This window comes from Empedobacter sedimenti (genome assembly GCF_030005555.1).
Classification (GTDB): Bacteria; Bacteroidota; Bacteroidia; order Flavobacteriales; family Weeksellaceae; genus Empedobacter; species Empedobacter sedimenti.
Map to the genome: position 1 here is coordinate 113,130 of NZ_JASCQG010000008.1, position 21,031 is coordinate 134,160.

A 21,031-nucleotide genomic window follows, 5' to 3' on the forward strand; every position below is an offset into this window, starting at 1 on the left:
GAAACAAAATTACATCTTTTTGCAATCATTCGAAATAAATATTTAACTTCGCTTTAAAATCTACTAAATTGGTATAGATTTTGAAAACAAAAGAAATCGATAAAAATTTATCATGAAAAAAATAATTAGCGTTTTAATATTATTTATTGGAATGAATGCATTTGCGCAAAAAATTCCGTCAGTGATGAAAACTGAATTTCCAACAGCTGCTTTGCAAGATAACGTAGTCGATTTGGAAGGAAATTCGGCAACCTTAGAAAAGGTTTTTTCTAACTATAAAGGAAAAATTGTTCTGTTAGATTTATGGGCAACTTGGTGTGGAGACTGTATCACAAACATGCCAGCTTTGAAATCTTTGCACGAAAAAAATCCTGATGTAACCTTTGTTTACCTTTCATTGGACAAGAATGAGGAAGCTTGGAAAAAAGGTATTGAAAAATATCAAATTGAGGGTCAGCACTTTTACTTAGGAAACAATTTTAAGGGCAATTTTGGCACAAGTATTGATTTAAATTGGATACCGAGATATTTGGTTCTTGATCAAGATGGGAAAATCGCAGATTACTATAGTGTTAAAGCTGATGATCCTAAAGTTCAGGAAACAATTGATCGTTTACGAAATAAATAGTTTATAGTTTACCAACCAAAGGGTGATTGAAATTGAAAAATCAATCACCCTTTTCTTTTATTAATCATTAAAAATCAATATCTTTCATAGAATAAAAATAAATCTTCTATAATTTTTTATAGATCATTTTTTGTATCAAACTTTTAGTTATTATTGCATTGATTTTAATACCCTTTTTATTTATATGAAAATATGCTTCGTAATGTATCCTTGGGACAAGGTTGAACCAGGTAAAGATACCACAATGCGAATTATCAAAGAATGTGTAGACCGTGGTTTTGAGGTATCCTATTTAACAAAAAAAGATATCTCTATTGCCAAAGGTAAAGTTGTAGGAAACTGCAAAAAAATGATCACAACAGAAACGCCAGATTGTGTTGAGTTTTATCATACCATGAAGTTTGAAAGCAGCATAAAAGATTTGACCGAATTTGATATGATTTTTATGAGAGCTGATCCTCCTATTGATCCGCTTTTGTTGAATATGTTAGAATTAATTGAAGACAAAGTTTTCTTCGTAAATAAAATTTCGGGATTACGTAAAGCAAATAACAAAATATACGCCGCTTCTTTTGATGACGGACAAGAAACGATTGTTCCGCAAACGCTTATTACAAAAGACATTGATTTAATAAAATCGTTTGTAGAGGAAAATAATTTCGAGAAATTTATCATCAAACCTTTAGATGGAATGGGGGGTAAAGGTGTTATACTTTTCGAACGAAAAAATATTGGTAACTTAAGCTCGATTTGCGATTTTTATATCAATCATACCGGAAATTCTCAGCCTATTATTTGTCAAAATTATATAGAAGGTGCAGAAAAAGGTGATGTTCGTGCCATTGTGATTAATGGCGAACCAATTGGTGCAATTATGCGTGTTCCTGCAGAAGGCGATCATCGTTCTAATATTTCGGCTGGTGGCTCTGCAATTAAGCATGATATGAGTGAACATGAGTTAGAATTGTGCCGTAAAATAGGAAAACAGCTAAATGAAGATGGAATTTATTTTTGCGGAATCGATTTGATTAACGGGAAAATGGTTGAGCTAAATGTCGTAAGTCCTGGAGGAATTGTTCCTCACAATAATGTAAACAATAACAACGAAATTCAGAAACAAATCGTGACGATGTTATTGGAGAAATATAAAGAATTTAAAGCATGAAATCCTTAAGTATACAGCAAATTTTAGATAATATTGAGAACGAAATTGTATTTGAAGCCTATGCAGAAGACGAATCATTCAAGATAAAAATCGACGAATACATTCCTTACGTTTGTGCAGCTATTCATGATGGTGGACAAATGCGCGAAGATATTCGCGAAAAATGCATGTTGAGTAATTATGAGCGTTGGTACGAGGAAGATCCGCATACAGCTGAGTTTGTCGAGACTTTTCCTATCATAATAAAAGGTTGCGATTCTCGATTTGAATACGATCTAAATCGTGGTCCAGAAACTGCTGTGTACGAAGAAGCTTGGGGAAAACAGGTTTGGAAAGAGCCTTTATCAGTTTCTCAAAAACAAAAAAGTATTGCAAAACATCATGCTTTTTATGAGGTTTTAGAAGCTTTGATCAACAAACTTGAAACTAAATTTAAGTCGTGTTTGGTTTATGATATTCATTCGTACAACTGGAAACGTTGGGATCGTCCAGTTCCTGTATTCAATATTGGTGCTGAACGAGTTGATAACGAACGTTACGGAAATTATGTAGAAAGTTGGCGCGATGAATTGGCGAATATTGAGTTAGAAAATATTCACAATTATTCAGCGATTAACGATGTATTTTATGGACGTGGATATTTGTTAGAATTTGTCACAAATCGATTCAAAAATACATTGGTTTTAGCCACAGAAGTTTCAAAAATTTATTGTGATGAATTAACAGGAGAATCTTTTCCAGAGATTATTAACCAAATAAAAGAAGGTTTCAAATCGGCGATTCTTCATCATGCATACGAATTTGTAAAGACGGAAACGACGTACAAAGTAGGCTCTAAACAAGTGAATATTTTGCACAATGAATTAGAATCTGATTTGGTAAAAATTGATAAACAATTGTATCAATTGGTTCAGAATTTTGAGTTATTAAGTGTAATCAATCCGATTAATTTAGAGTTTGAGAAGAAAAAATTCTTAGCTTCAAAATATACATACGAACCTCAATTTAAGTACAATCCACTTAACATTGATCCATTCGAATTTAAACGAAAATTATCTAATATTAAGGTTGAAAAAATAAATGATATCAGTATTCAAAATATGTATGTTAACACGATTAACGCTTATTTTGATAAGGTAGATTTGTTAGCAAATCTTGGTACGGATAAATTTTTGTACAATTCGTTGCGTTATTTTGGTGAGCCATCTAAAAAAGATATCGAAAACGCAAACTTTATCCTTTATTGTCCTGAGTTTAGAATGGATAAACAAGGAAATTATACTGAGGAAGAAGTGGTTAATCTTTTTAGAAATGCAACAAATGATTACGGTTTCAAATTTGATATAGAAGTTTCTGACGATATTGCATCAAAAGCTCTTGTAATTAACAGCAAAAGAAAAGTTGTGATTAAGCGCGGTGTAAAGTTTGACAAACGTTTTACAAATGGATTAATCGAGCACGAAATCGGAGTTCATATGGTTACTACGATGAATGCGTTGGATCAACCATTAAAAATCTTTAGTGTTGGTTTACCTGTTAATACGTTAACGCAAGAAGGTTTAGCTATTTTAAGCGAGTATTACTCTGATTCTATTAATCATAGTCGATTAAGAGAACTTGGTTTACGTGTAATGGCGGTTCATATGTTGACAAGTGGAAAATCTTTCAACGAAACATTTATGGTCTTGATGGAAGAATATAAAATGACGCCAGAAGATGCATTTTATCTAACAACTCGCGTTTATCGCGGTGGAGGTTTCACGAAAGATGCGCTTTATTTGAAAGGATTGAAAACAATTCTAAATTATGTTGATCAAGGACGTGCATTAGACAATCTTTTAATTGGTAAAACTTCTGTTGAATACATTGATACAATTGATGAATTAGTTGAACGTAAAATGATTAACAAACCAAAATATTATACCAAAATTTTCAAGAAACATCTTGAAAATCCAGAAATAAACCCATTATTACAATACATCTTTAATGGAATAAAAGATTAAAAATAAAAACCCACTCAAATTTGAGTGGGTTTTGTGTTAGTATAAATTAATTTTCTTTCTCAATCCGTTTATCAAAATAGAATAAAATAATTCCTAATGCAATAATACCTAAACCAAATAAACTTTCTTTTGGTTTCTGCATCAAAACGAAATAACAGATATATAAACTAAAAGCTAGAAAGATCGTAGGTAATACATAAAAGAATTTACTTTTAATAATGGTTAATTGATCTTGTTTAATGAAGAACGCTGTGCAAACTGCCAATGTTGCTAATATTTGTAAAACAAAAGATGTGTAAGTGAAAATCACTTCAAAATCTCCAGAGAAAATGAGTAAAATACTAATTGTTGTATGTACCCAAATTGCTCGAACCGGAATTTTGTTTTTGTTCTCTTTCGCCATAAAATTCCATAACTTATTTTCGCGCGCTGTAGCTTGCGTCAAACGAGAACCAATCCACAAATAACCACTAATTGTCGCAATTAATTGTAAAGCAATAAAGCAACTCACCCATTTCACATTATTTCCAAGTAGATTACCAAACGAAATATTCGCTACATTTTCTTGTCCAGCTAAAGATGCTGATGACGTATGTTTCAAAAAAACATAATTTAGCAAAACATAGGAAACTGTCACAAAGATAACGCCTATAAATAATGCTTTTGGTAAGTTTCGTTTTGGTTGATCGATTTCTTCTACAATATAAGAAGCCGAATTCCAACCTGTATAAGCGAAAGTTACATAAACCAAAGATGTGGCAAATGCTGGAAGTAATAATTCATTTTTCCAAGTCGAGTCAATAAGTATCGCATTCGGCTCAACTGCTGGAACAAAATAAAGACCTAAAGCAATTAAAACAATGATAAATACAACTTTTAAAATGGTAAAAATATTCTGAAATTTACTACTCAAATTTAGGCTGAATGATTGAAAAACTGCAACAATCAAAATCATTGCTATTGCAAATTCTTTTCCTAAATCTAATCCAAAAACATTGAGGTATTTTCCCATTGCCAAGGCTGCTAAAGATATTGGAGCAGAGAAACCAACGAATAAAGAAATCCAACTTGATAAATAACCAAAAACGGGATGAAATGTCCGAGATAAATAAATATAATCTCCACCTGATTGTTTGAATTTTGACGCTAATTCCGAATAAATGAATGCACCAATCAACGCTAGTAATCCTCCTATTGACCACAATAATAAGATCGAAGTTGTGTTTTTAAGATCAGAAATTTGATAACCCAAACTGGTAAAAACACCTGTTCCGATCATATTCGAAATAACTAAAGCTGCTGCGGTTTTCCAACCAATTTTTGAATGTGCCATACACAAAAAAGTGCCAATTAAATGTTGAATTTACATTAAAATTGACACTTTAAATATTTTATTAATGATTAAAATTTAAAACTAGCTCTAGCAAAATAATACGCTCCTGTCATCCCCATTTGAACCGGCGCATACGAAAAAACTCCATAATAAGAATTTTCGTAAACTTGCTTATCTGGAAAAACATCGAACAAATTATTTGCACCTATCGTAAAGTTGAATCTCTTTGTGATATCATAACCAATCGAAGCATCCGTCACCACTTTTCCCGTGTGCTCTTGGATACTTCCCCAAGGATATCCATCTTTAGTCACTTTTCCAAAATACGTGTTACGTACCATAAAATTGAATCCAGAAATGGCATAATTCAATCCTAAAGTTGCTTTTGTTTTTGGGCTTAATGATTCGATAATATTGACTTGATCAGGACCAAAAAATTCTTTCGTTGGAATTGTTAAAGCAGTTGGAAAATGATAACCGACAATCTTCGTTTCGTTGATATTTCCTGATAAACTTGCATTCAATTTTCCTCGACCTAAACGTGTATCATAGGAAATAACTAAATCCAAACCTTTGGTTTCAGTATCAATTGCATTTGTAAAAATACGCGCTGTCGCAACATTATATTTTTCTAAAGCAGGATCTGTAATATCAGAAGTCAAAACAATTCGGTCATCAACTTTTATAAAATATCCATCTAATGTGACGAATAATTTTGAAGTCGGACGAAATGTTAAACCTAAACTTGCATTAATTGATTTTTCTTCTTTCAATTTATCCAAACCAATTTCTTTCGACAGTTCAGACTCATTTCGGATAATTCCTTTTGTTACCAATACTTGATCACCATTACCATTTAAGAATAAATCAGTATATGAATTACTGAAGTATTTTTGTTGTAACGAAGGCGCTCTAAATCCTGTCGAAATCGCTCCACGAACCGAATATCCTTTTGCGTATTCATATCGCATTGCTAGTTTTCCGTTGATTGTACTTCCAAAATCTGAATAATTTTCGAATCGTCCAGCTAAATCAGCCGCAAAATCTCCAAATTTCAATTCTCCATCTACATAAGCAGCAACTGAATGACGATCTCCTTTTACAGCATTTAATGGAGAAAATCCTACAAAAGATTCAGATCCAGAACCTGCGTAAGAAGCTTCATCTCCAGCTTCGATTTTATATTGTTCAAAACGATATTCTCCTCCAAACGCTAAACTAACATTTTGGTTGATTCGTTTTGAAAAATCTAAATTGACTGTATTTTGTAAAAATTGATGTTTCCCTGCGTAAAAATCGGTTGGAGAATTTAAGCCTAATGATTGATTAATTGAATTTTCTAAATCATATTTGAATGAATTTAAACCAAAAGTATTACTCAAGTCAACTTTCCATCCATCATATGAATAACGTAAACCTGTCGAATTTGAATAATCATTTACATTAGATTTTAACGTTGCTTGAAAACCATTTGGATAAATTTTTAACGCATCTTCAGACAATTCGCTTGGCAATCTTCTAAAACCAAATCCATTCCCTTGGCGTAAAGAAACACCTCCAAATGAATAAAAATCTAATCGATCATTAATCGCCGTTTCAGCATTTACAAAAAATTGTTGATTTTTGATTGCCGCATCTCCAATTTGAAATCTAAAATCTTTTCTCGAAAGTCCTAAAGAAGCAATTTTTGTGTCATCCGCAGCTCTTGCTGCATCTGGATCATCTGCAAAATCGTATGCGAAATTATCTCCAAAAATATCTAAATTATGATCTTTTGAACGATTTGTTTTCTTGCGCTCACTTACAACTGCCGAAAAAACAATCGACCCCGATTGTCCTAATTTCGTTCCGTAACTTCCATTAATATTGTACGTTTCTCCATCATTTCGAGAAGTCTGACCGTATGTCAAAGAAGCGTCACCACCTGGTTTTGATTTCAAAACAATATTTACAACTCCCGCAATTGCATCAGAACCATATTGCGCGGCCGCTCCATCGCGTAAAACTTCAATTTTATCAATTGCTGAAATCGGAATCGCGCCTAAATCTGTTCCAACAGAACCATTCCCTACCGTATTTTGGTAATTCACCAACGAAGTTGTGTGACGACGTTTTCCATTAATCAAAACCAAAACCTGATCTGGTCCCATTCCACGTAACGTTACAGGATCGATATGTTCTGTTCCATCTGATGCAGATTGTCGAACTGAGTTAAAGGATGGAATAATATAATTTAGGATATCATTTACAGACAATTGAGGTGACGATGTTTTGAGTTTTTCGACATCAATAATATCAACTGGTACCGACGAGTTAACAACGGTACGTTCAGAAGTTCTCCCACCAATCAAAACGACTTCGTTAAGACTTGTTTCTTCTTCTTTCTCAACTTCTTGAGCAAATAATGTAGAAGTGCCTAAAATAGCAAATGTTGCAAGTAAAAATTTGTTTCTTTTCATTATATATAATCATAAATCCTCAAGAAACCAACGCAAAAAAGTAGAACAAAAGTGATTTGCTTCTCTCATCTTTTCCTTTATAATAGGTTGGATTTAGCACCTTGACAAGTGTCTGGTTGCTAAGGTTTCTTTGGGCCAATCCCTCCACCTTTCTTGATAAGTTATGCAAATATAATGTTAAATTTCAAGATTCAGAAATAAATCTCTATTATTATTGTAGAGTTTTAATCAACTGTCTAACATCAAACTCCTCACTTTCTTCCAAATTCATCATCGCATTGATTCGTTTGAAAGATCTGAAATTAGCTAAATCTGAAACTTTTATATTCTTCTGTATAATTTCGCCTGATTGTAACAGAGCTTCGCGCATTGTTCCTTTCAGGAGAAAAGTTCGTGGCGTGATCCATTGCGATCCATCAAAAAAAACAATATTCGAATAAATACAATCTGTAATGTAATTTGATTTTACCAAAACCAAATCATCAGTTTTTGACTCTTTTAAATATTCATCAAAAAACCAACGATCTAAGTATTTGTAAGTATAATTTATTTTGGGATCGATTTCAAAAAGTTGAATACTTTCAATTGGTTTAATTTGATAGGGTTGAAATTCTACCGATTGAATTTCGCGATCATACACAATTCTAACTTTATATTTTTCATCTGTTAAATCTGACGGAAACTTAATCATTTCGTCTAATAAAATCGGATTAATTTCGGTAAAATTATCATTTCTTGTTCGATCAAATCTCGCTTGATGAAATTCTAAATTTCGAAGTTGTTTATTCACACAACAAATCGATTCAATAAATTGGAACATAAACTTTTTGTATTAATTCTTCGTACTCCGCTTTCGCTTTGCTTTTTGCGGTAATTCCTCCTCCACTCTTAAAAAATAATTCTTCATCATTTTTCTCTATGAAACGAATCATCACAGCACTATCTAGATTTTCGCCATCAAAAACGCCGAAAACTCCAGTATAAAAATTTCGATGATACTTTTCGGCTTCTAAGATAATTTCGACCGTTTTCTTTTTTGGCGCACCACAAATAGAGCCAGCTGGTAAAAGTTGATCGAAAATCGTACCTAAATTCTCTAAATAATCATCATTTAATTCACCACGAATTTCCGAACTAATCTGCAACAATGTTTTATCATTCGTTTTTACCTCATCAATGTATCGGTAATTGGTTACCTCAACATTTTCTGCAACCAAACTCAAATCATTTCGGATTAAATCAACAATTGTCGCATGTTCTGCTTTCTCTTTTTTATCTTCTAAAATAACATGTTTAGCATTTTCAATCGAAGCATCGATTGTACCTTTCATTGGATTTGAAAAAATAAATTGATTTTCAATTTTCACAAAACGTTCGGGAGAAAAACAGACAAACTCATCTTTATATTTCAATTTATATTTAGCTTCAGAAAACTCGAAAATTTCGTCCAAAGATAAATTTGTACTAATTTTTGTTGGATAAGTTAAGTTGGTCAAATATGAGTTTCCGAACAATAAATTATCATGAACAATTTTAAATTTCTGTTGATATTCCGAGAAAGTAAGCGGAAATTTATCAAACTGAAAGCTTCGATTAATGGATTGACTTTTTGAGGAATTAAGTTCAAATTTTATTTCGTCCGAAATTTCAGCTAACGGAATAACTTCTCCATTTTCTTTGAGAAAATCAATCATAAAAAAAAAGGGAACTTTTGTAGCTCCCAATTCATTCATTTTATTAAAAATCGAATGTTTTGCTAACATTCGCTAAAATTAAGATTATTCTTGGTTTGTTCCAAGCATATCTATTTCGGTCTTATCATCATCCGTCAATAACATATCTTTTAACATATAATAAACCATTATATAACCAATTGGATACGTTGCTACTGCACCAATATAACAAGCAAACATTCCCATAGATGAAACTAGCCCTGTTATAATAGAAAATAATAAAAACCACCAAAAATTCTTTTTTACAATTGCATAAGACGTTTTCATAGCATCAATAGCGCCCATATTTCCGTAATGAATAAGATAAGGCGTAAGAAACATACATGCCTGAAAGACAAATAAAACTAAAATCGCAAAAAGCATATAAATAATACTTAAAAATACACTACCTATAAGAAAACCTTCGCTAATTGAACTTTGGTCTTGACTAAAAATGAATGGAATAAGATTAAGAAATATATAAGGAGACAAAACAATTAATGATAATATGGTTGTCATAATGATAAATACAAAATAATTTCCCAGATGTTTAAAACCTCCAAAAAAGTCAGCTAATTCTAATCTCATTCCGCTGTCAGCACGTTCTGCTCCGATTAAAAAACCTATTGTTAGTGGAAAAATTACTAACAATAAACCAATCAGTGTAAAATAAGAAATGATAAAAATTCCTGCTCCAACCAAAGAATAAATTACAAATGGTTGCCAGTTTTTCTGAAATAATTCAAATGATAAATTAAAATATTTCCCTAAATCAAATTTAAATTTGTTGTTTTTGTAGTATTCTACTTTTCGTAAGTCTAATGTTTTCATGTTAATGTTAGTTTAACCGAATTTAACGTAAATTTGCTTTATCAGTAGAATTTAATGGTAAAAAGTTACAACATGAATGCAAACGATTTATTATCAATCATAAAAGAAAGACGCTCAATCTTTCCACCTCAGTACAATACAGAAGAAATTACACGCGAAGAATTAATGCAAATTTTTGAAGCGGCAAACTGGGCTCCGTCTCATAAAAAAACAGAACCTTGGCGTTTTATTGTTTTAGAAGGACCTTCGAAAGATCGTTTCCGTGAATATGTGAAGCGTGTTTATGTACAAGGAACGCCGACAGATCAGTTAAGTGATAGAAAAATAAATGCTTTGATTGAGAAGTGTGATAAATCGAATAAAGTTGTTTTAATTAATTTTATCAACACAGAAAAAAATCCTGAATGGGAAGAATTAGCTGCAACTTCTATGGCTGTTCAAAATATGTGGTTAATGGCTTCTGCCTTAAAAATAGGTGCTTATTGGTCTTCTCCGGCAAACATTATCGCAAATGTAGACGAGTTTACAACTATGGAGGAAGGTGAAAAATGTGTTGGTGTTTTCTACATGGGAAAATTTGATGGTGAATCGCCAGAAGCGGTTCGTCAACCAATTGAAGATAAAGTCAAATTCTTGGATTATTAAGAATTTTCATAAAATAACAAAAGGTCGCTAATTAGCGACCTTTTGTGTATTTATACCTATTGAAGTTTAAATTTATAACTCAAATTTCCGTAGAAAACAAATTCATTATTTGTTTTCAAATTTGTTGGAGCTGCAACAATTCTCGGAAAAATATCTTTGGCAGAAACTGCGCCTAAATTCATGTTTTTTCCATAGAAAGTTTCTTGTGTTTCAGTATTTACAACATTGTATGTAACAAAATTTTTATAAAATGTCAACTCTTTCTCATTTACTTTTTTACCTAGAACTTGCTTTCTTTCGTCATCTGTAATGATATTTTCATTTTCAATTCTGAATTTAAACTTTGTTGTCACTTGTTCTTGTGTAATAATAATTGAATCTTTTGTCAGCGTAATATTTTTAATAGACGGATCTGTGTATGTAGACCATTGCGATTTAAAAAATGTTTGTGCCTCATTTGTATACTCTTTTCCATCTGGTCCTTTGTAATATTTTAACTCTACAAAATCGTAAACATTATCAAATACGTAAACTGAATTTTCAGTTGGTGTTGGTGTAGGATTTGGTTCAGGAATAACAGGGGTTACTGGTTTCTCAACTTCAAATATTTGCTCGTCTTCTTGACAAGAAAAAAGAATAAAAATAAGAGGTAGTAGTACTAACTTTTTCATTATAAAATTTTTAGGTAAGTAAAATTACTATAATTTCATGATCAATTCCAAGGATAGATATCATGTAGAGCAAATAACTTAAAAAGAATAAATTGTATATTTGATTAAACACTCTTAATATGAAGCACATGAAATCGATTTTTAATTACTTATTACTTGTAATTTTTATTAGTTTTTTCACAAACTGTAAAAACTCTAATCCTCCCACTTACAACGATCCAATTCCGAAACATGAAACCTTTGCGATTGACTCTAAAATTCTGAATGAGAAGCGTATCATCAATGTTTGGACACCTAAAGAATATACAACTTCTAAAGACTCATTAACAATCCTTTATATGCCAGATGGCGGAACAAAAGAGGATTTCCCACACATTGCGAATACTTTAGATAGTTTAATCAATTCAAAAAAAATAAAACCTGTTATTTTAGTTGGAATTGAGAATATACAACGCCGCAAAGATTTGAGTCCACCAACCGAAAATGAAGAAGATAAAAAAATAGCAGCAGTAGTTGGAGGTTCTGCTGAATTTAGAAAATTTATTAACGATGAATTATTTCCTGAAGTTGATAAACGTTATCGAACTAAGAACGAAAAGGGAATTATTGGAGAATCTCTTGCAGGATTATTTATTATGGAAACTTTTATGGAACAACCAGAAATGTTTGACTTTTACATCGCAATGGATCCTTCTCTTTGGTGGAACAATCAATCATTAGTCAAAAATGCTCAACAAGATTTAGCTAAGTTTCCATCAACAGCAAAAAAATTATGGTTTGCCGGTTCTGGCGCATCTGATATTTTACAATACACAAATCAACTAAAGACAATTCTAAATCAAACAAATATACCTAACCTAAAATGGAATTATTCGCCTGAAGCCAAAGAAGATCATGCTACAATTTATAGAGCTACAAAACAAAGAGCTTTAATTTGGAGTTTAGGAAAATAATCTACTAATAACCTCTCTACTACTATGGACAATCGAATCGAAAAATTAAAATCAATGCAGACCAATCTGTTAATTGATGTCGTAAAAAATTACAAACAACATGGATATCCTGTTGAATTGAGAAATGAAGCTTTACAAATTCTTGATGAAAGAGGAATTAAAATGGATCAATTAGAGTTAACAGGTAAGCTAAAAAACGTGAAATACGATGAAGCAATGGCTGAGTATCAAAAATATACTATATTATCGACAATCGCCTTAATTCTAAACATCCTTACCATTTTTCTAATAAAAGATTTATCCTTTTTTACGATTGGTTTATACATTGTTTCTTTAATTTTTATTCTATTATCCTTTTCAAGCGCAAGAACTTTATCAATTATTTTGAAAGATGAATCAATAGATTTTTCTTTTATCTATATTTTGATGGGAATGATTTTATATTTCATTGTCTACTTTATTACACGAAAACAAATTAAAGAATCTATAAATGCTATTCGGTAAAAGAAACTTCAAATTGTTAATTCTGAAAAAAGTAAAATATTTTACGATTTTTTTTACGTAAATCAAGCATTTAAAATCATGAAACTAAGATTATCATTTTTTATCATCAGCTTTCTATTTATTTTTTTGATGCAATCAAATAATTCATTTGCGCAAGAAAAAATAGAATTAGAAGAGGTACAAATCAATGCCAATACTAAATTAAACAACTCTATACAATACGAAAAATTAAAAAACATGCCCGAATCTGGTGTATTTTCTTTTGGAGTTACAGTAGAAAACGATAAACTATATGTAATGAGTGGCGATGTTTCTAATGTTGGTGTGAGAACTGAATATAAAGGATTTAGTAATAAAATTTACATTTATGATTTAGAGAGAGGTTTTTGGAAGACCTCAAAAACTAAATCTTCTACCATTGCAAATAATTCTACCATTAGTCACAATGGTTTACTTTATAGTTTTGGAGGAAGAAGATTTGGAAATAACAGAAATCGAGAACTTTTGAACAATAAAATAGATGTATATGATGTAAAAAGAGATACAGTGATAATTGATGATGTAATGGTGCATCAAGCTGTCAATTCTGCAACTGTAAAAGTTGATGACAAAGTCTTATTCTTCGGTGGGTCTACGAAAAAAAATCTTAATGGGACAAAGTTCTTCACAAATAAAGTGAGTATGTACAATCTTACTACTGGTTATTGGTATGAAATGGATCCGATGCCAGAAGCTAAAGAAGCTCCAGGGATTTTAGTTGACAATAAAGTTTATTTGATTGGAGGCAACAAAAATCATTCAATAAAATCAATTGATTCATTCAATCTAAATGATGGTAAATGGACAAAAGAATTTGAACTTCCTACTGCGATGAGTAGAGCATCATTAGCAAAAAAAGAACACATCATTTATATCTACGAAGACGGTATATTTTATACCTATGACACCTATGATAAAGTTTTGAAAGAATATGCGCTAAACAATATATTTGCTGTTAATGGAGAAATTTTTATTTACAAAGATTTTATGTATATTCTTGGAGGAGTAATTGATAATAAAGACCTTTCAAATGAAATGTATAGATTTAGCTTAAGTGAATTTAACAATACCAAAGTCAAAAGAGAATTAAAGCTCAAAAAAGTAGACTAATAAAAAAAACTCACTTCAAATAAAGTGAGGTTTTTTTATGCGATTCGTTTACCCAAAATAGTTAAACTTCTTTCTGTATCATCTAAAACTGCTATGTTTGGTAGATTAGCCCATTCCTCGAAACCAAAATGTTTGAATAATTTCAAGCTCGGTTCGTTATGCGAAAAAATAAAACCTAAAATCGTTTTAACTCCAAATTCTGGCGCTCTATTTATACTATACTCCAAAACTTTTTTTCCCAAACCTTTTCCGCGTTGCGTAGCGTCCAAATAAATACTAATTTCTACAGTTGCATCATAAGCTGGTCTTCCATAAAAAGATTGGAAACTTACCCAACCTACAATTACGTTTGCTTCATCTTCTACAACCCAAAGTGGTCTTTTATCAGGCGAATGTTCGTCGAACCATTTTACTTTACTTTCTACCGAAACAGGTTCTGTATCGGCAGTTACTAATCGCGAAGCAATTGTAGAATTATAAATTTCTGTAATTCTTTCTAAATCGCTTCGTTTAGCATCTCTGTAACTCAACATTTAGTATTAAAAAGGAATATTTTTTTTCATAGACAACATATAGCCCAAATGCATTGCCTCATGAATGTTGTTGTACAATATAGCATCTTCTATCGATTCTAACGTCATTCCAAAACTCGTCTTGTAAGATCTATAATAAGATAGTTTTTCCGAACGATAATCTTTGAACATTTGCATTGGCGTACTTTCTAACATTTCTTTCAACTCTTTTACATCGTCTTCCGTTACCTCTGTATTACCAATAGTCCCTTTTTTGTACTTCTGTATAAAGTTAATATCAACCAACATTCTATTATCAGTCAAATAATAGTGTATTAATTGTTGGGTAGCCAAAACATGTGCAGCATTCCAAAACAAATTGTTTTTGTAACCTACCGGAATGTAAAGAAGTTGTTTTAGAGAGTGTTGTTCAAGCTCATCAATGATCTGTTTTCTTATATTCGTCAGATAAATAATATGCTCTTCCATAGTCAGATTTAAAGTTTAAATATACATCAAATTAAGTCTATTTATCAAATTATAAAGCAAAACAATTAAAATCACGTTTTTAGATTCTCTAAAGTCTTTGATTCTTTGTAATTTTGTCTAAATAAAATTATAAGATGGCTTATACAAGAGATCAAATATATCAAGTATTAGAGGAATTAGGTATTCGTAATTGGATGCGTAATGCACAAGTGATGGGAAATGATATTATTTTGGACATTGTTTCTCCTTCTCCTGCAATGCACGAGCGCAAAAGATTAGAAATTGCCTTAAAAAATGCATTCAAAGAAAATTTACCAGAAGCAAACGTAAAATTAAATATCTCTGTCGAAGTTGAAGAGAAAAATCCAAACGAAATCAAAGGATCTGAGTTACCAGGTGTAAAAAACATCATCGCAGTAGCTTCAGGTAAAGGTGGAGTTGGTAAATCTACTGTTTCGTCAAACTTAGCTATTAGTTTAGCTAATATGGGTTTCAAAGTTGGTTTATTAGATGCTGATATCTACGGACCTTCTATGCCAATTATGTTCGATTGTCAAGATGCTCGTCCATATTCGGTAGAAGTAAATGGTAAAACGAAAATTAAACCGGTAGAATCTTACGGAATCAAAATCTTATCAATTGGTTTCTTTGCAGATACAGATCAAGCAATTGTTTGGAGAGGTCCAATGGCTGCAAAAGCATTAAATCAAATGATTCGTGATGCACATTGGGGAGATTTGGATTTCTTATTAATTGATTTACCTCCGGGAACAGGCGATATTCATTTATCTATCGTTCAACAAGTTCCAATTACAGGAGCAGTTGTGGTTTCTACACCTCAAAATATTGCTTTAGCAGATGCGCGTAAAGGAGTTGGTATGTTCCAAATGGAAGCGATTAATGTTCCAGTTTTAGGAATTGTAGAAAATATGGCGTACTTTACACCAGAAGAATTACCTAACAACAAATATTATATCTTTGGACAAAATGGTGCAAAGAACTTAGCAGAACAAATTGGTGTTCCTTTCTTAGGAGAAATTCCAATTGTACAATCTATTCGCGAAGCTGCTGACGTTGGTCGTCCAGCTGCATTGCAAGAAGATACTGTTGTAGCTAATGTTTACAAAGAAATTGCACGTAACGCAGTACAAAGTTTAGTAGAACGTAACAACACTTTGCCTCCTACAGAAGCTGTTCGTATTACAACGATGGCAGGTTGTTCGGCAAAAAATTAAAAAAGAAAAGATCATGACTCCAGAAGAAAAATATTCAGAAGTTGAAAAGGCCTTAACTGAAATTAGACCATTCTTAAATTCAGATGGAGGCGATATCGAATTAGTATCTGTAGAAGATAATATCGTTAAAGTTCGTCTTACAGGTGCTTGTATAGCATGTTCTGTCAACCAAATGACCTTAAAATCTGGGGTTGAGATGACCATCAAAAAATATGTACCCGAAATTGTTTCAGTAATCAATGTTTCTGACCTTGAAACTTCTACTGAAGCTGATCAAATTTCGACACTTGCAAATGAAGAAAACTAAAATTTAGTTTTTTTACAATAGAATTAAAACGTCTTTATATCAATTTATAAAGACGTTTTATTATTTTTGGCAAACAATTTGAATCTTAACCATCAAACAAAAAAATGTAATGAAAAAATTCATCTTATTTTTTACTTTAATCTTATTTACATTCTCTATAAAAATTAGCGCGCAGACAAATTATAAGTCTGGCGAATTTCTAAAATTTAGAATTCATTATTCTGGATTAAATGCCGGTTTTGCTACAATTGATGTGAAAGATGTTACCTTAAATGGAAAAAGCCACTATCATATTGTTGGAAAAGGAAATTCTAGCGGTGCTGTACGTGCATTTTTTAAGGTAGATGATTTGTACGAATCTTATATCGACAAATCAGATTTAAAACCAACAAAATTTGTTCGTAATATCGTAGAAGGAAGTTATAAACGTCATCAAATTGTTTATTTTGATCACGCGAATAAAAAAGCTAAAATTGAAAATAAACGAGATGGTAAAACAACAACAGAACCTATTCCGTTTGATGCGCAAGACTTACTTTCTGCCTTTTATAGTATGAGAAATGCAAATCATTCTAAATTAAAAACAGGAGATTTCTTAAACGAAAACATCTTTTTGATGGACGAAACTTTAAAATTTAAATTAAAAATTTTGGGGCGTGAAACGTTGAAAACTAAATTTGGTAAGATCAATACTATCAAAATTCGTCCTTATGTACAATCTGGTCGTATTTTTAAAGAATCAGAATCTGTTACGATGTGGGTTTCTGATGATGATAATTTAGTGCCACTGAAAATAAAAGCAGGATTATTGGTTGGTTCGTTGAATGCAGATTTGTACGAATATAAAAACCTAAAATATTCAATTAACTTCACAAAATAATTGTGATCGTATAATAATTTAAAATCCCACTGTTAATGTGGGATTTTTTCATTTAAAATTGTATTTCCTTTTTTGTCAAAATAAGTACACGTATAATTTTCTATAGAAACAAGCCATTTTTCTACACCAGTTTCAGCACAATGTTTACAAAACATCAAATAATCTGTTTCACCATTTTGATGAATTTTTAGATACGCTATAAACTTTTCAATATTTACATCATCTACAATCATTAAATCATCGTATTGCGCATCAGAAGTTATTTCAAAATTATCTGTTCCAAAATAATTGGTATGACTATCTACCACCCAAGTCTCAAATGCGATAACACCTAAAAACTTAATCTCTTTGATATAATTCGGAAAATCTGCTCCAGATTTTACTTTCTCGTGTGCTTGCTCTATATCGGCAACTGTAAATTTTTTCATTTTTATTTTGGTTGACTATTGTTCTAAATATTCCAAAAAAACGTCACTCGGAATTTCAATAGCGCCCAAACTCGCTAAATGTTCAGTATAAACTTGACAATCGATTAATTTGTACTTTTTATGGTATTTTGCTACAAATTGTATGAATCCTGCTTTTGAAGCATTGCTTACTTTTGCAAACATACTTTCTCCACAAAAAATAGTTCCCATTTCTACGCCATAAAAACCACCCACTAATTCGTCATTCTGCCAAACTTCTATACTTTTTGCAATTCCTTGTTTATTCAATTCACAATAAGCTTCAATCATATCAGTTGTAATCCACGTTCCGTCCTGATCTTTTCTGTACGCTTGCGAACAATTTGTAATAACTTCACGAAACGCTTTATTTTCTGTAAATGTAAAAAGCTGATCTTTAAAAACTTTTTTCATTGATTTAGAAACACGTAAATTTTCTGGAAAAAGAACAAAACGATCTTGCGGAAACCACCAAATAATTGGATCTTCTTCATTAAACCACGGAAAAATCCCTTTCTGATAAGCCAATTTTAAGCGCTCTACCGAAAGATCTCCTCCAATTGCTATAATTCCTTCACTATTCACTTCCGAGTAATCAGGAAAGACTAAATCGTTACTTAACCAATACATACAATCGCTTTTGTGTTGTAAATAAGTTTATTTTTAATTGATAAAATTAAAAAAACGTGTCCAATCCTGAACACGTTTTGTATCAAACTTAGATTTTTTCTTAATTAGAATGGTAAATCGTCGTCATCTCCGTTAGAAAAAGTATCTACTGGAGGAGCTGGCGCAAAATTATCATATCCTTGAGGAGCTTGAGCAGCAGCATTTGCTAAATTCTCAATTCTCCATGCTTGAATTGTATTGAAATATCTTGCTACACCTTCTGGATTAACCCACTCACGACCACGAATATTGATAGAAACTTTCACTTCATCACCAGGTTTGTAAGCGTTCAATACATCTGTTTTATCTTGTGTAAGCTCAATTAAAATATCTTGTGGATATTGTTCTTGCGTTGTCACAACAAATTCTCTTTTCTTGAAACTTGCAGTAATATTTTGAGTTTCAAACACTTTTTTGATTTTTCCTGTAATTTCCATTTTTGTAAAAGCTTTGTGCAAATTTAAAGTGTAAAAAAAGATTAAAAAAATTTTATTTCGAAATTTTGTTAGAAAGAAAACTTGTGTATATTTGCAATCCAAATCGGTTAGATTTATGCGGGCGTGGTGGAATTGGTAGACACGCTAGACTTAGGATCTAGTGCCGCAAGGTGTGGGAGTTCGAGTCTCCCCGCCCGTACTAAAAGGATTTAAACAAAATTGTTTAAATCCTTTTTTTATTCAATTACATTTTAAGTATATTTCAAAGAATTGATTATATTTAACCTTTAAATTGGTTGGTTTATGTATTCTAAAAGAAAAAGAAATTTAAAATCTGGAGGAAGCAATATTCCTTTTTTAGAGTTAATTCTTGTTGTAATAGTGATTATTATCTTAATACTCGTTTTTGCTGTATAAAGCATAATTTCACGTTTGTCTGCTACCTTTTTTTCTACATCTTATTATTTAACAATACTTTATTACAACTTTTTCTCACTCATTTTATTTTTAATGTATATTCGATAGACAATCTATTAACTAAAAAAATAAAATTATGGACAAATTAGAATTAGAAGGAAAATGGAATCAAATCAAAGGATCTGTTAAACAAAAATTTGGTGATTGGTTTGATAACGATGATACTTTTTTGAACGGAAAATTTGATGAAATCGTAGGAAAAATTCAAGAAAAAACAGGAAAAACGGTTGACGAAATTGAAGATACAATCAGAAATTGGGTAGACAATGATGATGAAGCACAAGATCAGAATGATGATTTAAAAACGCCGCAAGCGTAATTTTATCAAAAGATATAAAATAAAAAGGTTCGGAAATATTTCCGAACCTTTTTATAATGGTTTACTAAATGTTTTTCGTCGTTTATGAATTACTGGTTCAAAGTTTTTCCACAATTGCTGTATTTTTAGATTTTCCTCTAAAAGTGGATTCGTTTCTAAAGTTTTTATGCCACGTGCTGTAAATCGATCATACAATTCTTTAAAAATTAATGCATTTACGCCTTTATTTTGATAATGGGGATCAATTCCGATGAGATAAAACTCAACATGATCATTTTTCTTCTGAGCTTGCATTAAATGCCACCAACCAAACGGCAACAATTTTCCGTTCGTCTTTTGAAATGCTTTTGAAAAGGACGGCATTGTAACTGCAAACGCAATCATTTTACCATTTTTATCTTTTACACATGAGATGAAATCTGGATGAATAAATTTTAGATATTTCTTTTTGTAATGTTCTACTTGGAATTTCTCTATCGGAACAAAGCTTTGCAATTCAGCATAAGTAACATTCAACAAATCAAACATTTCGTCTACATACGGAAGCATTTCTTTGATAGAAGCAAAATGATACGTATCAATCTCGTAACGTTTTTTCAACATTTCGCATAATTTATCCATTTGTTGTACTTTTCCAAGATTGGATAACTCGATCGAGTATTCTAGCCATTCTGCTTCTGGTTTGTATCCTAAACGCTGAATGTAATTCGGATAATATTCAGGATTATACAAACCAATTAATGTTGCAATTTTATCAAATCCGTCTGTTAACATCCCAGCTTTATCCATATTCGAAAATCCCATAGGACCCTCTATATAAGTTAATTGCTTTTCTTTTCCGATGTTTTCAACAGTTGTTAATAACGCTTTTAAAATGTTAATATCATCTTTAAAGATCAACCAACCGAAACGAATTTTAGGTTTCCCTAAATCTTTTACTTCAGTCCAGTTGATAATCGAAACAATTCGTCCTACGATTTCATTATTTTTATAGGCTAAGAAAAACTTTGCTTCAACCGTTCTAAATATTGCATTATCAGGTTCAAAACACGCTAATTCATCTTTTTTCAGCGTAGGAACCCAATACGGATTGTTTTTATAAACTTCAAAAGGTAAATCAACAAATTGCTTCATTTCTTTAGCCGATTTCGCCTCTTTTATTTGAATCATATATTCTTTATAATTTGACTTACTCTAATTTATGAAG

Annotated in this window: 22 protein-coding genes, 1 tRNA gene, 1 pseudogene and 1 riboswitch; of the genes and pseudogenes, 12 read left to right on the plus strand and 12 right to left on the minus strand. The window is 31.4% G+C overall.

The genetic code is table 11. From position 1 onward, the window contains the following. Positions 1-112 precede the first annotated feature (112 nt). From QHG34_RS09205 to QHG34_RS09215, 3 genes are all read left to right on the plus strand, one after another. The gene (locus QHG34_RS09205; RefSeq protein ID WP_282629881.1) at positions 113-628 is read left to right on the plus strand and encodes a TlpA family protein disulfide reductase; all 516 of its coding nucleotides are present in this window, start codon (positions 113-115) and stop codon (positions 626-628) included. A gap of 184 nt (positions 629-812) precedes the next feature. Then, the gene (gshB, locus tag QHG34_RS09210) at positions 813-1,793 is read left to right on the plus strand and encodes a glutathione synthase (RefSeq protein WP_282629882.1); all 981 of its coding nucleotides are present in this window, start codon (positions 813-815) and stop codon (positions 1,791-1,793) included. Next, entirely contained in the window at positions 1,790-3,796 is a 2,007-nt protein-coding gene (locus QHG34_RS09215) for a flavohemoglobin expression-modulating QEGLA motif protein (RefSeq protein ID WP_282629883.1), read from the plus strand. Before gshB ends, QHG34_RS09215 begins: the two co-directional genes overlap by 4 nt. A gap of 46 nt (positions 3,797-3,842) precedes the next feature. On the opposite strand, the gene QHG34_RS09220 is transcribed toward QHG34_RS09215, so the two are convergent. From QHG34_RS09220 to QHG34_RS09240, 5 genes are all read right to left on the minus strand, one after another. Further along, entirely contained in the window at positions 3,843-5,129 is a 1,287-nt protein-coding gene (locus tag QHG34_RS09220) for an APC family permease (RefSeq protein WP_282629884.1), read from the minus strand. Between the two features lie 68 nt (positions 5,130-5,197). After that, positions 5,198-7,588 carry a TonB-dependent receptor plug domain-containing protein gene (locus QHG34_RS09225; RefSeq protein WP_282629885.1) on the minus strand — a complete coding sequence of 797 codons (2,391 nt, stop codon included), beginning with the start codon at positions 7,586-7,588 and terminating at the stop codon, positions 5,198-5,200. Positions 7,589-7,650: 62 nt separating this feature from the next. Beyond that, positions 7,651-7,751, minus strand: a riboswitch (SAM riboswitch). A 48-nt stretch (positions 7,752-7,799) separates the two neighbouring features. Further along, positions 7,800-8,408, minus strand: coding sequence for an aminotransferase class IV (locus tag QHG34_RS09230; RefSeq protein WP_282629886.1), 609 nt, complete (start codon positions 8,406-8,408; stop codon positions 7,800-7,802). Next, on the minus strand, positions 8,392-9,351 hold the full coding sequence (locus QHG34_RS09235; protein ID WP_282629887.1) for an aminodeoxychorismate synthase component I: 960 nt from the start codon (positions 9,349-9,351) through the stop codon (positions 8,392-8,394). Before QHG34_RS09235 ends, QHG34_RS09230 begins: the two co-directional genes overlap by 17 nt. Positions 9,352-9,366: 15 nt before the next feature. Further along, positions 9,367-10,131 carry a DUF2189 domain-containing protein gene (locus QHG34_RS09240; RefSeq protein ID WP_282629888.1) on the minus strand — a complete coding sequence of 255 codons (765 nt, stop codon included), beginning with the start codon at positions 10,129-10,131 and terminating at the stop codon, positions 9,367-9,369. A gap of 72 nt (positions 10,132-10,203) precedes the next feature. Here QHG34_RS09240 and QHG34_RS09245 point away from each other — a divergent pair, with 72 nt between their 5' ends. Further along, positions 10,204-10,776 carry a nitroreductase family protein gene (locus tag QHG34_RS09245; RefSeq protein WP_282629889.1) on the plus strand — a complete coding sequence of 191 codons (573 nt, stop codon included), beginning with the start codon at positions 10,204-10,206 and terminating at the stop codon, positions 10,774-10,776. 56 nt (positions 10,777-10,832) lie between these two features. Here the strand turns inward: QHG34_RS09245 and QHG34_RS09250 are convergent, their stop codons facing one another. After that, the gene (locus tag QHG34_RS09250) at positions 10,833-11,447 is read right to left on the minus strand and encodes a hypothetical protein (protein ID WP_282629890.1); all 615 of its coding nucleotides are present in this window, start codon (positions 11,445-11,447) and stop codon (positions 10,833-10,835) included. 128 nt (positions 11,448-11,575) lie between these two features. Between QHG34_RS09250 and QHG34_RS09255 the strand changes: the two genes are divergently transcribed. The 3 genes from QHG34_RS09255 to QHG34_RS09265 all read left to right on the plus strand — a co-directional run bounded on the left by QHG34_RS09255 (position 11,576) and on the right by QHG34_RS09265 (position 14,053). Next, positions 11,576-12,400, plus strand: coding sequence for an alpha/beta hydrolase (locus QHG34_RS09255; RefSeq protein WP_282629891.1), 825 nt, complete (start codon positions 11,576-11,578; stop codon positions 12,398-12,400). 54 nt (positions 12,401-12,454) lie between these two features. Continuing rightward, a complete protein-coding gene (locus tag QHG34_RS09260; RefSeq protein WP_282629892.1) occupies positions 12,455-12,904 on the plus strand; it encodes a hypothetical protein in 450 nt (149 codons plus the stop codon). Positions 12,905-12,982: 78 nt separating this feature from the next. Continuing rightward, the gene (locus QHG34_RS09265) at positions 12,983-14,053 is read left to right on the plus strand and encodes a Kelch repeat-containing protein (protein ID WP_282629893.1); all 1,071 of its coding nucleotides are present in this window, start codon (positions 12,983-12,985) and stop codon (positions 14,051-14,053) included. 35 nt (positions 14,054-14,088) lie between these two features. On the opposite strand, the gene QHG34_RS09270 is transcribed toward QHG34_RS09265, so the two are convergent. Beyond that, positions 14,089-14,586, minus strand: coding sequence for a GNAT family N-acetyltransferase (locus QHG34_RS09270; RefSeq protein ID WP_282629894.1), 498 nt, complete (start codon positions 14,584-14,586; stop codon positions 14,089-14,091). A 6-nt stretch (positions 14,587-14,592) separates the two neighbouring features. Next, entirely contained in the window at positions 14,593-15,054 is a 462-nt protein-coding gene (locus tag QHG34_RS09275; protein ID WP_282629895.1) for a DinB family protein, read from the minus strand. A 134-nt stretch (positions 15,055-15,188) separates the two neighbouring features. Between QHG34_RS09275 and QHG34_RS09280 the strand changes: the two genes are divergently transcribed. The 3 genes from QHG34_RS09280 to QHG34_RS09290 all read left to right on the plus strand — a co-directional run bounded on the left by QHG34_RS09280 (position 15,189) and on the right by QHG34_RS09290 (position 17,476). Continuing rightward, the gene (locus QHG34_RS09280) at positions 15,189-16,289 is read left to right on the plus strand and encodes an Mrp/NBP35 family ATP-binding protein (RefSeq protein ID WP_282629896.1); all 1,101 of its coding nucleotides are present in this window, start codon (positions 15,189-15,191) and stop codon (positions 16,287-16,289) included. Between the two features lie 13 nt (positions 16,290-16,302). After that, positions 16,303-16,596 carry a NifU family protein gene (locus QHG34_RS09285; protein WP_282629897.1) on the plus strand — a complete coding sequence of 98 codons (294 nt, stop codon included), beginning with the start codon at positions 16,303-16,305 and terminating at the stop codon, positions 16,594-16,596. Between the two features lie 109 nt (positions 16,597-16,705). Then, entirely contained in the window at positions 16,706-17,476 is a 771-nt protein-coding gene (locus tag QHG34_RS09290) for a DUF3108 domain-containing protein (protein ID WP_282629898.1), read from the plus strand. A 32-nt stretch (positions 17,477-17,508) separates the two neighbouring features. Here the strand turns inward: QHG34_RS09290 and QHG34_RS09295 are convergent, their stop codons facing one another. From QHG34_RS09295 to QHG34_RS09305, 3 genes are all read right to left on the minus strand, one after another. Next, positions 17,509-17,904: a DUF1398 domain-containing protein gene (locus QHG34_RS09295; RefSeq protein ID WP_282629899.1), complete on the minus strand. Its 396-nt coding sequence runs from the start codon at positions 17,902-17,904 to the stop codon at positions 17,509-17,511. A gap of 15 nt (positions 17,905-17,919) precedes the next feature. After that, positions 17,920-18,552: a leucyl/phenylalanyl-tRNA--protein transferase gene (gene aat / locus QHG34_RS09300; protein WP_282629900.1), complete on the minus strand. Its 633-nt coding sequence runs from the start codon at positions 18,550-18,552 to the stop codon at positions 17,920-17,922. A 104-nt stretch (positions 18,553-18,656) separates the two neighbouring features. Beyond that, a complete protein-coding gene (locus tag QHG34_RS09305; protein ID WP_282629901.1) occupies positions 18,657-19,028 on the minus strand; it encodes a DUF3127 domain-containing protein in 372 nt (123 codons plus the stop codon). A 117-nt stretch (positions 19,029-19,145) separates the two neighbouring features. On the opposite strand from QHG34_RS09305, the gene QHG34_RS09310 reads away from it, so the two are divergent. Both QHG34_RS09310 and QHG34_RS09315 read left to right on the plus strand, forming a co-directional pair. After that, positions 19,146-19,227 (plus strand) — tRNA-Leu (locus QHG34_RS09310). Between the two features lie 354 nt (positions 19,228-19,581). Continuing rightward, positions 19,582-19,764 (plus strand): annotated as a pseudogene (locus tag QHG34_RS09315) (CsbD family protein); the annotation flags it as partial. A gap of 111 nt (positions 19,765-19,875) precedes the next feature. On the opposite strand, the gene QHG34_RS09320 reads toward QHG34_RS09315, so the two are convergent. After that, positions 19,876-20,994 (minus strand): GNAT family N-acetyltransferase, encoded by a 1,119-nt coding sequence (locus QHG34_RS09320; protein ID WP_282629902.1) that lies wholly within the window; start codon positions 20,992-20,994, stop codon positions 19,876-19,878. Positions 20,995-21,031: the final 37 nt, after the last annotated feature.